The organism is Halorubrum sp. AS12 (assembly GCF_051122765.1).
In the GTDB taxonomy this organism is placed as follows: Archaea; Halobacteriota; Halobacteria; order Halobacteriales; family Haloferacaceae; genus Halorubrum; species Halorubrum trapanicum.
Map to the genome: position 1 here is coordinate 613,203 of NZ_CP185385.1, position 14,016 is coordinate 627,218.

At 70.3% G+C, this 14,016-nt stretch carries 10 protein-coding genes, 1 tRNA gene and 3 pseudogenes; 7 read left to right on the plus strand and 7 right to left on the minus strand.

What is annotated here, in order from left to right:
* Window positions 1–143: 143 nt before the first annotated feature.
* Window positions 144–891: pseudogene (locus ACODNG_RS03110) on the plus strand (SOS response-associated peptidase).
* Window positions 892–924: 33 nt separating this feature from the next.
* Here the strand turns inward: ACODNG_RS03110 and ACODNG_RS03115 are convergent.
* The 4 genes from ACODNG_RS03115 to ACODNG_RS03130 form a co-directional block, all read right to left on the minus strand.
* Entirely contained in the window at window positions 925–2,400 is a 1,476-nt protein-coding gene (locus tag ACODNG_RS03115; protein WP_434522392.1) for a small ribosomal subunit Rsm22 family protein, read from the minus strand.
* 26 nt (window positions 2,401–2,426) lie between these two features.
* Complete coding sequence (locus ACODNG_RS03120; RefSeq protein ID WP_434522393.1) at window positions 2,427–3,200, minus strand: prephenate dehydrogenase; 774 nt, start codon at window positions 3,198–3,200, stop codon at window positions 2,427–2,429.
* A 90-nt stretch (window positions 3,201–3,290) separates the two neighbouring features.
* Window positions 3,291–4,625 (minus strand): MFS transporter, encoded by a 1,335-nt coding sequence (locus ACODNG_RS03125; RefSeq protein ID WP_434522394.1) that lies wholly within the window; start codon window positions 4,623–4,625, stop codon window positions 3,291–3,293.
* Between the two features lie 101 nt (window positions 4,626–4,726).
* Complete coding sequence (locus ACODNG_RS03130; RefSeq protein WP_434522395.1) at window positions 4,727–5,395, minus strand: DsbA family protein; 669 nt, start codon at window positions 5,393–5,395, stop codon at window positions 4,727–4,729.
* 140 nt (window positions 5,396–5,535) lie between these two features.
* Here ACODNG_RS03130 and ACODNG_RS03135 point away from each other — a divergent pair.
* Window positions 5,536–5,899 (plus strand): annotated as a pseudogene (locus ACODNG_RS03135) (DUF5779 family protein).
* An 11-nt stretch (window positions 5,900–5,910) separates the two neighbouring features.
* Here the strand turns inward: ACODNG_RS03135 and ACODNG_RS03140 are convergent.
* Window positions 5,911–7,527: a long-chain-fatty-acid--CoA ligase gene (locus ACODNG_RS03140; RefSeq protein ID WP_434523047.1), complete on the minus strand. Its 1,617-nt coding sequence runs from the start codon at window positions 7,525–7,527 to the stop codon at window positions 5,911–5,913.
* Between the two features lie 99 nt (window positions 7,528–7,626).
* Between ACODNG_RS03140 and ACODNG_RS03145 the strand changes: the two genes are divergently transcribed.
* The 4 genes and pseudogenes from ACODNG_RS03145 (at window position 7,627) to ACODNG_RS03160 (ending at window position 10,185) form a co-directional block, all read left to right on the plus strand.
* Window positions 7,627–7,866, plus strand: a complete 240-nt coding sequence (locus ACODNG_RS03145; protein WP_434522396.1) for a hypothetical protein — start codon at window positions 7,627–7,629, stop codon at window positions 7,864–7,866.
* Between the two features lie 141 nt (window positions 7,867–8,007).
* Window positions 8,008–8,082, plus strand: a tRNA-Met gene (locus ACODNG_RS03150).
* 232 nt (window positions 8,083–8,314) lie between these two features.
* The gene (locus tag ACODNG_RS03155) at window positions 8,315–8,926 is read left to right on the plus strand and encodes a translation initiation factor IF-2 subunit beta (protein ID WP_209546156.1); all 612 of its coding nucleotides are present in this window, start codon (window positions 8,315–8,317) and stop codon (window positions 8,924–8,926) included.
* A gap of 84 nt (window positions 8,927–9,010) precedes the next feature.
* Window positions 9,011–10,185 (plus strand): annotated as a pseudogene (locus ACODNG_RS03160) (M24 family metallopeptidase).
* A 30-nt stretch (window positions 10,186–10,215) separates the two neighbouring features.
* On the opposite strand, the gene ACODNG_RS03165 reads toward ACODNG_RS03160, so the two are convergent.
* Window positions 10,216–12,621: an ATP-dependent DNA helicase gene (locus ACODNG_RS03165; RefSeq protein WP_434522397.1), complete on the minus strand. Its 2,406-nt coding sequence runs from the start codon at window positions 12,619–12,621 to the stop codon at window positions 10,216–10,218.
* Window positions 12,622–12,735: 114 nt separating this feature from the next.
* Entirely contained in the window at window positions 12,736–13,392 is a 657-nt protein-coding gene (locus tag ACODNG_RS03170) for an HAD family hydrolase (protein WP_434522398.1), read from the minus strand.
* Between the two features lie 139 nt (window positions 13,393–13,531).
* Here ACODNG_RS03170 and ACODNG_RS03175 point away from each other — a divergent pair, with 139 nt between their 5' ends.
* Complete coding sequence (locus ACODNG_RS03175) at window positions 13,532–13,996, plus strand: TIGR00725 family protein (RefSeq protein WP_434522399.1); 465 nt, start codon at window positions 13,532–13,534, stop codon at window positions 13,994–13,996.
* Window positions 13,997–14,016: the final 20 nt, after the last annotated feature.

The following is a 14,016-nucleotide window of genomic DNA, read 5'->3' on the forward strand; positions in this document are numbered from 1 at the left end:
TATAATGGTGTGCTAAGCGGAAGCAGATCGGTAACGTGACACAGTTCAGAGCGATGCGCGTCGGACGAGCGGTGACGATCCAGGAGGCGGGGGAATGCCGCCGCCTGCGCCGAATTGAAGCCCGTTCGCGCCGATGGCAACGTATGTGCGGCCGCTACACGCTCTTCACCCCGACCGCCGACCTCGAAGACCGGTTCGACGCCGACTTTGGCGACCGCGAGCCGAGCTACAACTGCGCGCCGGGGCAGTCGCTGCCGGTGATCACCGACGAGGCCCCCGAAGAAGCGACCCGGATGGAGTGGGGGCTGACCCCCTCGTGGGCCGACGAATCGTTCGACCTCATCAACGCCCGCGCGGAGACGGTCCGCGAGAAGCGGAGCTTCGCCGACGCCTTCGAGCGCCGGCGCGGTCTCGTCCCCGCCGACGGCTTCTACGAGTGGGTCGGCGGCGGTCCCGACGGGGACCGCGGCGGCTCCGGGAAGACGCCCTACCGAGTCGCCTTCGACGACGACCGCCCGTTCGCGATGGCCGGGATTTACGAGCGCTGGGAGCCGCCGACGCCGGAGACGAGCCAGACCGGACTCGACGCGTTCGGCGACGGAGGCGGGGACGGAGGCGACGAGGACGACGAGGCGGACGTGATCGAGACGTTCGCGGTCCTCACCACCGAACCGAACGACCTCGTCGCCGACCTCCATCACCGGATGGCGGTGATCTCTAGACCCCGACGCGGGCGAGGAGGAGGCGTGGCTCCGAGGAGATTCCGAGGAGGCGGCCGCCCTGCTCGACCCGTATCCGAGCGACGAACTCACCGCGCACCCGGTGTCGACGCGGGTGAACTCGCCGGGCGCCGACGCGCCGGAGCTGATCGAGCCGGTCGCCGGGGACTGAGCGGCGTCGGCCCGGACCGTAATTTCGGCCGAGTCAGGGCGCGACCAGGTCGACGACCGTCTCGTCGTCGACGACGACGTTGTACGCGCCCTCGTCCTCGTTCCAGAGGACCAGCCCGTTCTCGACGAAGACGACCGCGCCGTAGTCGGCCTCCCGGAGGTCGCGGTTCAGGGCGGTCTCGCGGGTACAGACGAGGTAGTGGTCGGTCGCCTGCGAGCCGTCGCCGACGCGGTAGAGGGCGTTCTCGCCCTCGCTCAAGTCGTGGCTCAGCTTCACCGCGAGCAGGTTCACCCGGTCGGTGACGTGGCGCTCCGACTCGGCCATGCGCGCGCACCGCTCCGCGCTCGCTTCGATATCGACCCGGCGTTTCCCGTCGGGGCGGAGGATCGAGTAGGCGAACTGGACGTCGACGTTGACGAACTCGCCCGGCTCGTCGGTGTCGCCGCGCGCCGCCGCCTCGTCGAGCCGGCGCTGGAACGGCGGGACCGCGAGGTCGGGCGCGACGTCGAACGACCACCCCGGATCGCTCGGGACCGCGTCGGGCCACAGCCGCAGGGCCGGCGAGTATATCTCGGCGTCGCGGCCGGGGCGGTCGCCGCCGCGGCCCTCGCCGTCGCCCGCGACGACCTCCCGTTCGATCTGCCGGAGTCCGATCGCGGTGTTCCGGTCGGCGGGCGCGAACGCGACGAGGCTCCCGTCGGGGGCGAGCGCGTCGAGCGCGGCGTCGGCGACCGAGACGGGGTCGGCCAGCTCCGAGAGGACGTTGCCGAAGAGGACGAGGTCGAAGGGATCGTCCGTCGTGGGGGCGGGTCCTTCCTCCTCGTCGAGCCCGAGGAACGCCTCGGCGGTCGTCTCGTGGACCGTCGTCCGGAAGTTGCGGCCGGTCTCCTCCAGCATCCGGTCGAGGGCGTCGGTCGCGGCGCTCGGCTCGACGGCGTGGTACTCGACGACCGCGTCGTCGGGGAGGTAGTCGTGGAGACCGAGCGCGGGACCGCCCACGCCCGCGCCCACGTCGAGGACGCGGAGCGTCCGGTCGAGCAGGCCGTTCTCGGTGAGGTCGTCGAGGACGTAGCCGACCGTCGCGTAGTAGGCCGGCAGGTGGTAGATCGCGTAGCCGAGCGCCGCGACGCGGTCGTACTCGACCTCGTTCTCGTAGAGGTAGTCCGTCTTCATCCGGCGGACCCGCTCGCGGAGCGCGTCGCCGGACTCGCCGCGGTGCCAGTTCGCGCCGTACTCGCGGACCAGCAGGTCCTCTAAGGCGAACGTGTACGCCTCGGGGAGCGCCTCGGGTCCCCAGCCGGGCGGGTCGACGGGCGTCTCCTCGACGGGGACGAAGGCGCCGTCATCGCGCTCGCGGAGCCGGAGGTCGAACGCCTCCTCGCGGAGCGTCTCGCGGACGACCGCCGGGTGCGGGGTCCCCTCGATGTACTCGGCGATCTCCTCGGGGTCGATCGGTCTAACGTTGCGCAGGTAGTTCGCGTTGTTCCGGACCGCGGTTCTGTCGATCATTGGTTTCTCGTCTGCCTCGCGTCGTCTCACTCTAGTCTGTCCCGCCCCTCGCGGTCACCGCGGGCCCGCTCGTAGAGGGCAGCGAACGCCTCGTCGTCGGCGTCGGCGATCGCCGCCGCCGCGTCGGCCACGTCCTCGGCGCCGTCGAAGGCGCGCTGGATCTCGGCGTACACCGCGGGCGACCCCTCCGTGACGGTGTCGGCGACCTCGTCGAGCGCGGCCGAGACGGGCGTGTGGAACTCCTCGCGGACCGGCTCCGCGGCGAGTCGCCACGCGAGTATCGCCGCGTGCGCGCCCGCTTGAACCGTCTCCATCGCCTCGTCGTGTTCCGCTGCGGTCGTCTCGAAGACGTCGTTGCCGCCGGCCTCGACGGCCGCCGAGAGGGAGTCGACCAGCGGGCCGCCCTCGTCGACGACGGCCGCGACGTTCCCCGGAACGCGCGGCGGCGCGAACAGCGGGTGGTAGCTCGCGCGTTCGAGGTCGGGGGCGTGGTCGCGCATCGCGGCGACCGCGTCCGTCATCTCGCCGGAGACGTCGACGATCGCCCGCTCCGCCCGGGGCGCGTACGCCTCGACTGCGGCGGGTACCGCCGACATCGGCACCGCGAGACAGACCGCGTCGTGGCTGGTGTCCCCGTCGGCGTCGACCGTCCGTGCGTCGCGTCCCGCCGCCGCGTCGGCCGCGACGGACGGGTCGCGGTCGGCGAACGCGACGCTCGCGTCGACCGGCGCGGCGTCGGCGGAGACGGTGTCGGCGACCCAGCGCCCGATCTCACCGGCGCCGACCACGAGGAGGTCCATCGGTTACGGGAACCGAAGTGACGCGCCGGTTAAAAGGACTCGCCTCGGGGCGGGGACGGGAGGGGAGCGCGGTGCCCGAGACCGTCAGGGTCACCCCTCCGCGCCGAGCCGCCCGATCACGCCCGCACCGGGCGAGATCGACCGGACCGCCGGCAGCAGCGCGATCGCGATGGCCAGCTCCAGCCCGCCGACCGCGAGGAACGCGGGCGTGTAGCCGAACGCGTCCGTGGCGTTCCCGCCGATGAGGAAGCCCGCGAGGAACCCGAGCGACCCGAACACGTTGAACAGGCCCATCGCCGCGCCGCGCACCTCCGGCTCGACGAGGTCGGTGACGAGCGCCATCGTCGCCGGCGCCATCAGTGCGCCGCAGACGCCGACAAGCACCATCAGCGCCGCGGCGATCGGGTACGCCGGCGCGACGCCGACGCCGATCGTGACGACGCCGTACGCGAGCGACCCGGCCACCACGGGGAGGAAGCGGCCGATCCGGTCCGAGAGCGCGCCGAGCGGCGACTGAAGCAGCGCGAAGGGGACGAAAAAGAGCGCGAGCGTCGCGCCCGCGCCGGCCGACGAGAGACCGAACGTCGCCGGGTCCTGGAAGTAGTACACGCCGACGAGCGCGAAGAAGCCCGCGGTGAGTCGGTCGACGAAGCCGAACGCGAGCGGCACGAGGAGACCGGGCGTCGTCCGCGCGCGGGCGAGGACATCGCGGAAGCCGACCTCGTCGGTCGCTGCGTGGTCGACTCCGTCCGCCGTCGAGGCCGTCGCGGCCCGGTCGTCGACGGTCGCCGCGAGCAGCCCCGCCGCGGCCAGCACGACCGCGCCGGCGTACACCGGGTACAGCGCGCCGAGGTCGGCGAGCGACCCGCCGACGACGGAGCCGACCGCCGCGCCGAGACCGATCGCGAGCCCCGCGGTCCCCATGTTGCGGCCGTTGCCGCCGCGTAAGTCCATCAGCAGGGTGATCGAGAGCGAGAATGCGCCGATGGTGAGCGCGCCGCCCACGACCCTGACGAGGAGCGCGACCTCGAAGCCGAGTCCGAGACCCGGCAGCGACGCGAGCGCGACGTAGGAGGCCGCGCCGCCGAGCGCGCCGACGACGATGAGGGGAATCCGCGTTCCGAGCGCGTCCGAGAGCGCGCCCCAGACGACCGCGAACGTCACGAACGCGCCAAACTCCGCGACGAGGAACCACATCCCGGCGTCGATGCCGGCTGGCGCGCCGAGCGCGACGACGAGGTCGGGAACGCCCGGGTAGAGGAGGACCTGCGAGATCAGCACCGCGAGGACGACGCCCCCGAGCCGACGGCGGTCGCCGGCGTCGGTCTCGGCCGCGGGGGACGGATCGCCGGCGACCGAGGCGTCGACGCCGGCGGGACCGTCGGCTTCAGCGGAGGGATCGGCGGACTGGTCGGCGTCGCTCATCTACTTATAAAACGGGGCGAACGGCCAAAAGACCGACGTTCCGAGAAGACGCGTTCGGCGACCGATCCCCGTCAGGTTCCGGGCGGTTCCCGTCGCGCGCGTCAGAGTTCGGCGTCGATCGCCGACGCGACCGTCTCGGCGGCGTACCCGCCCTCCACCGGGCTCCCGTTCACGAAGATGGTCGGCGTCCCGGAGACGCCCATCGACTCGCCCTCGGACTTGTCGCTCTGGGTAGCCTCCTCGTACGCGGTGAACTCCGCGTCGGAGAGGACCGCGCAGGGGTCGGCGCCGCCCGGCATGGTGTCTACACTGCTGCCATCACCGTAGGCTCCCTGCGACTCGTAGGCGGCTGAGGCGAACTCGAAGAACGCCTCGTCGCCGTGACGGTCCCCCACGCCACGAGCCGCGCTGGCGATCGGGACCGCCCACGTCTCGTTGACCGGGAGCGGGAAGTCCCAGTGCTCGTAGTGGATGTCTCCGGGTTCGATGTACTCCTCGCGGATCGTCGGGAAGTGGTCGAGCGTGTAGCTCGCGCAGTGACCGCAGGTGAAGTCCTCAAACGCCTGGACAGTCACGTCGGCGTCCGGGTTCCCGAGGGTCGGTCGGTAGTCAAGGTCCGGGTCGCTTGGCTCCGTCAGATCGCAGTCGTACGCTCTGGCGTCGAAGCTCAGTCCGCCACCGCCGCCACCGCCACCGCCGAGACACCCCGCCGCGCCGACGACGCCGACCGTCGCTCCGGCCGCCAACAGGGACCGCCGCGTGCGTTCCATATCCGCCGGTGAGGGCGGGACGCACTTAACCACACCGCGAAGGGACGAACCGGTTCGGCGCGGAGAGGGGACCGCCGACCGCGCGGTCGGCGACGGCGCCGCTCCCGAACGCTTTTGCCGCCGCCTGTCGACCCCCACGTATGAGCGACTGGGACCTCGACCTGCGGGACGCCGAGGCGAAGATGGACGAGGCGTTCGCCGCCGCCGGCGACGTCGTCCTCGGCGTCTTGGACGGCACGACCGACCCGGAGGAGTGGGTCCGCAGCGTCGACTACGGGAACACGCTGGTGTTGTCGATCGAGGGGGACCTCAACGAGCTGGCCGCACCCTTCGCACGCGACGTGAAGGACATGGACGGCGAGCTGATCCGACTTCCGCGGCTTCCTCGTCGTCACCCCGCCGGGCGTGAGCATCGACACCGACCGGCTGAGCGACTCCGGCGTCGACGAGGAGGAGAGCGTCGAGGCGGACGAGTCCGAGGAGAACAGCGCTGGAGAGGACTGAGGCGTTCCCTTCTACCCTTCGCCGACCATCCGGTCTTCCTCGTCCCACTCGCGCTCGCGCAGCTCGTACTTCTGGATCTTCCCGGTCGCGGTCGTCGGGAGTTCATCGACGAACTCCACCTCGCCGGGCGTCTTGTAGTCGGCCACGCGCTCGCGGACGAATGTCTTGAGTTCCTCGGGCGTCGCGCCCGCGTCGTCCGGGTCGCCGCTCTCGGGGACGACGAACGCCTTCGGGGTCTCGCCCCACCGCTCGTCGGGCGCGGGGATGACGGCGACGTCGGAGACGACCTCGTGCTCGAAGAGGGTGTCCTCCAGTTCGATCGAGGAGATGTTCTCGCCGCCGGAGATGATGATGTCCTTCTTGCGGTCCTGAATCGAGACGAAGCCGTCCTCGTCGACGACGGCCAGGTCGCCCATGTGGTAGTACCCCTCCAGCCGCTCCGAGAACGCCTCCTCGGTGGCCTCGGGCTTGTTCCAGTAGCGGTCCATCACCTGGTTGCCGCGGACGACAATCTCACCGATCGTCTCGCCGTCGGCGGCCACGTCCTCGCCGTCCTCGTCGACAACGCGCACGTCGGTGCCGAGGTAGCCGATCCCCTGCGTCTTCTTCACCGCGAACCGGTCGTCGGAATCGGCGTCGAAGTGGCGCTTGGCGTCCGAGGTGGTGATCAGCGGGCCGGTCTCGGTCGCGCCGTACACGTGTTTGAGCTCCCAGCCGAACTCCTCTTCGACGGTGCGGATCGTCGCCTCCGGCGGCGCCGCGCCCGCGGTGGCAACCCGGACATCGTTGTCTCCGGTCGTCTCGCCGCCGTGTTCGGCGTAGTGGTCGCCGAGCATGTTGAGTACGGTCGGCGCCGCACAGAAGTATGACACGTCTTCTTCGCGGACTCGGTCGAACGTCTCGGCGACGTCGACCCCGCGGGTGGAGACGTGGCGGGCGCCCGCGCCGGTGATCGCGTAGATGTGGCCCCAGCCGTTGACGTGGAACATCGGCAGCGTCCAGAGGTACACGTCGTCGTCGACGATCTCCTGGTGGATCGAGATGAGATAGGCGTGGAGCGTCTCGGCGCGGTGGGTGCGACAGACCCCCTTCGGGTCGCCGGTGGTCCCGGAGGTGTAGTTGATCGTGATCACCTCGTCTTCGTCCATCTCCGGGCGCTCGTAGGCGTCGGGGTCCGCGTCGTCGAGCGCGGCGTCGAACGACTCCCAGTCGCCCTCGACCGCGTCGGGGTCGTTGGTGAGGAACGTCTCGGTGGGCACCTCTTCACGGACCGCCTCGACGTTCGCGGCGTACTCGGCGTCGGCGTAGATGGCGTCGACCCCGGCGTCCGAGAGCATGTACGAGAAGTCGTCCGGCGTGAGCCGGTAGTTCAGCGGCGTGTGGACCGCACCGACCTGCATCGCGCCGTAGGCGGCCTCCAGGTGGTAGTGCGTGTTCGGGTCCAACACCGCGACCCGGTCGCCCTTCTCGATACCCCGCGCCTGAAGCGCGGCGGAGAAGCGGTCGGCGCGCTCGCCCAGCTCCGCGTACGTGTATCGCGTCCCGTCGACGGCGAGGACGGCCTCCTCGTCGGCGTAGTGTCGGCGCGCCCGGTCTAAGAAGTCCGTGGTCAACAGCGGCTTGTGCATCATCTATCACTATCGATGATGGGTAAAATCGTTTGCGGCCGACGCAAGGGGCGGATGGTCGCGGGAGTCTTTTCACGATCGCCCTCGGAGAGATGGAAAATGAGCGACGAGTCCGGGGGGTCGGCGTTCTCAGAGGGGTACGTGATCCCGATCGCGGGGCTGGTGGCGTTCGTGTTCGCGCTGATGGCGGGGTTGACCGCGCAGCGGGCGCTCTCTGGCGACCCGGCCGACGTCGGGGTGACGGTCGGCTTCGCCGCCGTCGCGGTCCTCGCGTTGCGGATACGGATCAAGGCTGTCGCTGCGAGGTCGGAAGACGACGAGGGCGCGATCGAGGAGTGATCTCCCGATTCGGGACGCCGACACGAAGGGCCGGTTCGGGGCGCCGACGCGAGGGGATGGAACCGCCGCTGACGCGTGGACGAATCGCACACCGGCGGCGGGATCAGAACCCTTAACAGTCGCACGCGGTTTTGTGATGATAGCGGGATGGGATAGCCAGGAGATTCCGCCGGGCTCATAACCCGGAGATCGGTAGTTCAAATCTACCTCCCGCTATCTTTTGTTGACGACAGAACGCCGAGCGTAGCGAGGCGTGAACAGCGTCGTCGACGAGATAGCCCCGGAGGAGATTTGAACCAGGGAACGGAGCAGCGCGGAGTGACCGTGGTTCAAATCTCCCTCCCGCTACTTCTGGCAGACTGCTACTCTCCCAGCACCGCCTTTACCTTCCGGAGTCGCCGCCACCGAACCCGGAAGCGATTTCCGTCGCGCTGTCGTTTCCTCGCGTATGGATTACGAATCGAGCCTCGACCGCGCGATGGAGGAGGTGCCGGATCTGGGCGGCTCCGACGAGCGGCTGTCGGTTCCGGACCCAGAATGGCAGAAGGACGGGGCGTTCACGCGCCTGACGAACCTCTCCGCGATCGCCGACGCCTTGAGCCGCGACCCCGAACACGTCCACTCGAAGATCCAGCAGGAGCTCGGCACGGCCGGCCAGTACGAGGACGGCCGCGCGCGCTACAGCGGGAACTTCCGCGAGCGCGACTTCCAGGCCGCGATCGACTCGTACATCGAGTCGTTCGTCACCTGCTCGGAGTGCGGCCTCCCCGACACCCGGCTGGAGACCGAGAACCGGACGCCGATGCTCCGCTGTGAGGCCTGCGGGGCGTTCCGACCCGTCGCCAAGCAGAACACCTCCAACACCCAGCGGCAGGAGGACGCCGTCGAGTCGGGCAACACGTACGAACTCGAGATCGTCGGTACCGGCCGCAAGGGGGACGGTGTCGCCGAGCGCGGCGAGTACACGATCTTCGTTCCCGGCGCGCAGGAGGGCGAGACCGTGACGGCCTACATCAAGAACGTCTCGGGTAACCTCGCGTTCGCCCGCCGCGAGAACTGAGCCGGGCGAAGCGACCCCCGACGCCGGCACCGGAGGCGTTCCGCTACCCGACCGTTTATCGGCGCGTTCGCACATCGGTGAGGTATGGCCACGCGACTTCCCGAGTCGGCCTTCAAGGACCGGCTCGCCGCGGTCCGGGACCGGCTCGCAGACACCGACGCCGACGCCGCGACGTGGGTCGGCGCGACGTCGATCGAGTACCTCACCGGCTTCCATCACATTCAGACGGAGCGCCCGGTCGTCCTCGCGGTCACCGACGACCGCGTCGAGATCACCGTCCCGAGACTGGAGGTCGAGCGCGTCTCGCCGAACCCGCGGATCGACGCCGTCCACGACTACTTCGATTACCCCGGGGCGAGCCGGTCGCGGTCGCCGTCGAGATGCTCGACGGTCTCGGCGCCGACGCGATCGCCGCCGACGCCGACGGCCCGCCGGGCGTGATGGGGTACGAAGGCCCCGCATTCTCCGAGTCCCTCGACGTCGAGACGCAGTCGTGGGTCGACCGGATGCGCTGGGCGAAGTCCGACGCGGAGGTCGATCTGATCCGCGAGTCCGCGAAGTGGGCGAACCTCGGCCACCGCTACCTCGCCGACTTCTCCGAACCGGGCGCGCACCCGGCCACCGTCTCACAGCGTGCGTCGACGGAGGCGTCCCGCGCCATGCTCGACACGCTGGGTGACGCCTACAGCGTCCGCGTCCGCGGCGACGGACCGGTTCACGCGGGCTACATCTCCGGCGAGGAGACCGCGCTCCCGCACGGCCACACCCCGAACGAGCGGCTCTCCGAGGGCGACGTGCTGGTCACCGGCGCGACCGCGAACGTCGACGGGTACCGCTCGGAGCTGGAGCGGACGATGTTCGTCGGCGACTACTCCGACGAACAGGAACACTACTTCGAACTAATGTTAGAGGCGCAGACGCTCGCGATCGACGCGCTCGGGCCGGGCGTCCCGGTCGCCGAGGTCGACCGCGTCGTCTGGGAGTACTTCGAGGAGCAGGGCGTGACCGATCTGGCGCAACACCACGTCGGCCACAACATCGGTCTCGGCGGCCACGAGCCGCCGTACATCGACCGCGGCTGGGGCGAGCGCTACGAGGGCGACGACGCCGTGATGGCGCCCGGCCACGTGTACACAATCGAACCCGGACTCTACACCGACGAGTACGGCTACCGTCACTCCGACACGGTGGCGATCACCGAGTCGGGGACGGAGCGGCTCACTAACTTCCCGCGAGACATCGACTCGAACGTCGTATAGCGGGGGTGTCCGGGCAAATCCCGGTCGGCCTCACTCGCTCGCCGCCGGGAGCCGCGATTCGAACCGGTCGAGCGCGACCTCCAGCATGTCCGGACTCACGGGCTGGTACTCCTCGCGCTCGTGTTCGGGCAGGTACTCTCGGACGCCGTTCCACGAGTCGCGGGCGTACCGGGCGTCGAGCAGCACGCGGACGCCCCGCTCGTCCGGGCCGCGGATGACGCGGCCGACCGCCTGCCGGGCCTTCCGCACGGCGGGGACGGTGAGCGCCGTCTCGAACCCCGACTCGAACCGGCGGTCGTAGGCGGTGATCACCGCTCGGGTCTGTGGTCGCGCCGTGTTGATGATCGGGACGCCGCAGACGACGGCCGCCGAGAGGCGGTCGCCCCGGTAGTCGACGCCCTCCGTGAGGGTCCCGCGGAGGCTCGTCACCAGCACCTTCCCGTCGCCGGCGAAGAAGTCGTCCTTCAGCGACTCCGTCTCGCGGTCGCCGGAGGACTCATCGAGGAGGACCGGCTTGTCGAGCCGCTCCGAGAGCGCCTCGGCCATCCACGTCGCCTCGGCGTAGCTCGGAGTGCCGACGAGGACGTTGCCCTCGCGGCGCGCGACCGCGGCCGTCGCGTCGAGGTGCGCGAGCCGCGTCGGGTTCTCCTCGCCCGGCGCGCCGCGGTTCTGGTGGGTGAACTTCGGCGCGTCGACCGCAAGGCTGGCTCGGTTCTCCTCCGGGAAGGAGAGGCCGTACGTCCGCTCGACGACCGGACGGCCGCGCTCCGACAGGTGATCGAGTCCGGTCACCTCCCGGAACAGGTCCATCGGCTCCAGCGTCGCGCTCATGAGGACGCCGCCGCCGAACTCGGCGAGCCGGTCGCCGATCGGCTCGCTCGGCAGGCAGTTGTGGAGCGCGAGCCGCGCGTTGTACGCCCGCCGCCACGAGTCCGGCGGCTCCGTCTCGTCGAACGTGCGTTCGAGTTCGATCGCGCGGAAGAAGTCCGTGTGGCCCTCGCGGTACCAGGCGTTGAGGGTGCGGCCGACGCCGGGGGCGGCGCGCTGCTTGTCCTCGTCTTCCAGCGAGTCGAGGACGCGCTTGACGACCGCGCCGACCTGCTCGGCGCGCGCCCAGACCCGCTCGCCGTACCCCTCGCCGTCCGCCCACGCGGTGATCTCGTCTTCGCCCGGCTCCTCGGGGTCGCGGAGCGGGATCTCGTCGTCGTCGAGCTCGCGCATCGACGCCCGCCAGTCGGGGCGCTCGCGGTCGAGGTGCGCGGTCACGCGGCGGTCGAGCTCGCCGCGGAGGTCATCGTAGAACTCACGGACCGCCTCGATCTCCTCGACCGTCACGTCCGCGTCCTCCAGTTCGCCGCGGACCAAGGCGGCGTCGTCGGACTCTGCGCCCGCCGACTCGAAGGAGAGCGGCTGAACGACGCGGGTGAGCTCGTTCTCTGCGTCGCGGAGGCTCGCGTCGGCGACCGCGTCGCTCACGAGGTCGCGCACGCGCGGTTCGAGCATGTGCGCCTCGTCGCAGACGACGAACGTGGAGTCGTCCAGCAGCGCGCCGGTGAACGTTCCGGTCGTCACTGGGTCGAACGCGTGATAGTAGTTGCCGATGACGACCTCGACCTCGGGCACGAGCGCGCCCATGATCGAGTGGGGACAGGAGCCGTGGCCGGCCGCGAGCCGGACCAGCTCGTCGGCGTCGACGTGGCCGAGTTCGGTCACGTCGAACGGGACCGCCTCCGCCTGATCGCCGTCCTCCGGGAGGTCGTCGAGGAAGCCGGCGTAGAAGGGGCAGAACTCGACGTCGTCGTACTCCTCGGTATCCGGTCGGTACGGCGTCGGCTCGCCGTCGACGGAGAGGTAGTCCGCGGCGGGCGCGTCGCCCGCGGGGGCGTCGGCGTCCGCGCCGTCGTCCACGGTCGAGCCGGCAGTTCCCGCCGACCCCGAGTCCATCAGGCCGACCTGCTGACTCCGCGCCTCGCTCACGAGGTTCGAGGTCGTCGTTGCGCCGCCGTCGCCGACGAGGTTCCGCGTTCGCTCGCGGAGCCCCTCGCAGCGTTCGTACACGTTCTCGCGGTCGATCCCGCCGCGGTTCTCCCGCGCGTACGGACAGACGTCGGCCTTGCCGACGAGGGTGAGTCCGGAGACGGGATCGTACTCCTCCGGGAGGTCGTCGTTTATCGTTCGCAGGTCCGTCTCGAACTGGCACAGCTGCTGTTTGACGCTGGTGAGAACGAAGACGCGCTCGAAGTCGGAGTCGGGGTCGCGGACGCGGTCGAGTCCGGCGGTGAGCGCGAGCATCGTCTTTCCCGTCCCGCAGGCGCCCTCCAGCGCGAGGAAGCCGCCGTCCTCGGCGGCGTCGACGGCGGCGTCGATGCCGTCGGCCTGCTCGGGGTAGGGTTCCGGATGGCCGAAGAAGTCGGCCCACGGGGGCGAGTCGGTCACGAGTGCGAGTTACGCCGCATCCGATTTAAACGCTTCATCGAGCGGCCGCGGTCCGCGGTCTCGCACGCCGACGCGCCGCTGCCGGAAGGCGGAACGCACGGGGAGCGAGGCGGCTCACTCCACGATGTCGTGGAGGTCGGCCAGGTTCTCTATCTCCCAGGTCGGCCAGACGTTCAGCTCCCAGTCGCGGCGGTGGGGACGGCGGATGAACGCCGAGTCGATCCCCGCGTTCTCGGCCGCGCGCACGTCGGACTCGTTGTCGCCGACGAACAGGGCGTTACCCGCATCGAGGTCGCCGAGCGCCTGCTCGATGTAGTGCGGGTTCGGCTTGCGCAGCTGGAGCGAGTGGATCGTCGGCTCGCGGCCGTACGCGGCGCCCATGCGCTCGAACCCGTCGAAGTGGTCGACGAGGAAGTCGACGGTCGCCTGCTGGTTCGACGAGACGATCCCCATTTCGACGTCGAGGTCCTGTAGCTCGTCGAGGTCGTCGTAGGGGGTCTTGCGCCCCTCGCGGGCCTCCTGCTGTTGGGCGCGTGAGACCACGTCGTCGCGCGTTCGCCAGAACGACCCCGGATCGAGGTCGTACGTCTGGCAGACGGTGCCGACGCTGCCGGGGGTCGCACCGATGGTCATCTGCTCTACGTCGTCCGGATCGGGCTCCTCGACGCCGCACTCCTCGAACGCGTTCCGGGTCGCATCCCGGAGCACGTCGAAGCGCGTGCGGCCCACGAGGACACCGTCGTTGTCGAACACGACGGTATCGTACGTCATAGTCTCCATTCGCGGCGGGCGGGGATAAGGGTTTCAGTGACGGTCTCAACGGCGAGAATCGACGCGAGATGACACGCTACGCCGGAATAAGCGGAATCCACCGGGCGGTTTTACCCGCTGGGACGTCGTGAGCCGATCCATGCGCGTCAGCGTCATCGGCGGCGGTTCGATCGGTCCGGAGACCGCGACGGTCGCGGAAGATCTCGGCGAGCGACTCGCAGAGCGGGGTCACGTCGTGGTCTGTGGCGGTCTCGGCGGCGTCATGGCGGCGGTCTGCCGCGGCGCCCGCGCGGCCGGCGGCGAGACGATCGGAATCTTGCCGACGGACGACCGCGAGGACGCGAACCCGCACGTCACGACCCCGATTTCGACCGGCATGGGTCACGCGCGCAACGCGCTCGTCGTGATGAACGGCGACGCCGCGGTCGCGGTCGACGGCGCGAGCGGGACCCTCTCGGAGATCGGTCTCGCGCTCGCGCAGGGACGCCCGGTGGCCGGACTCGACACCCACGACGTCGACGGCGTCGAGGCCGTCGACTCGCCCGCGGCGGCGGTCGAGCACGTCGAGCGAGCCGTCGACCGCGACAACACCGGATCGGACTGAGTGCCGGCAGCCGGCGCGCC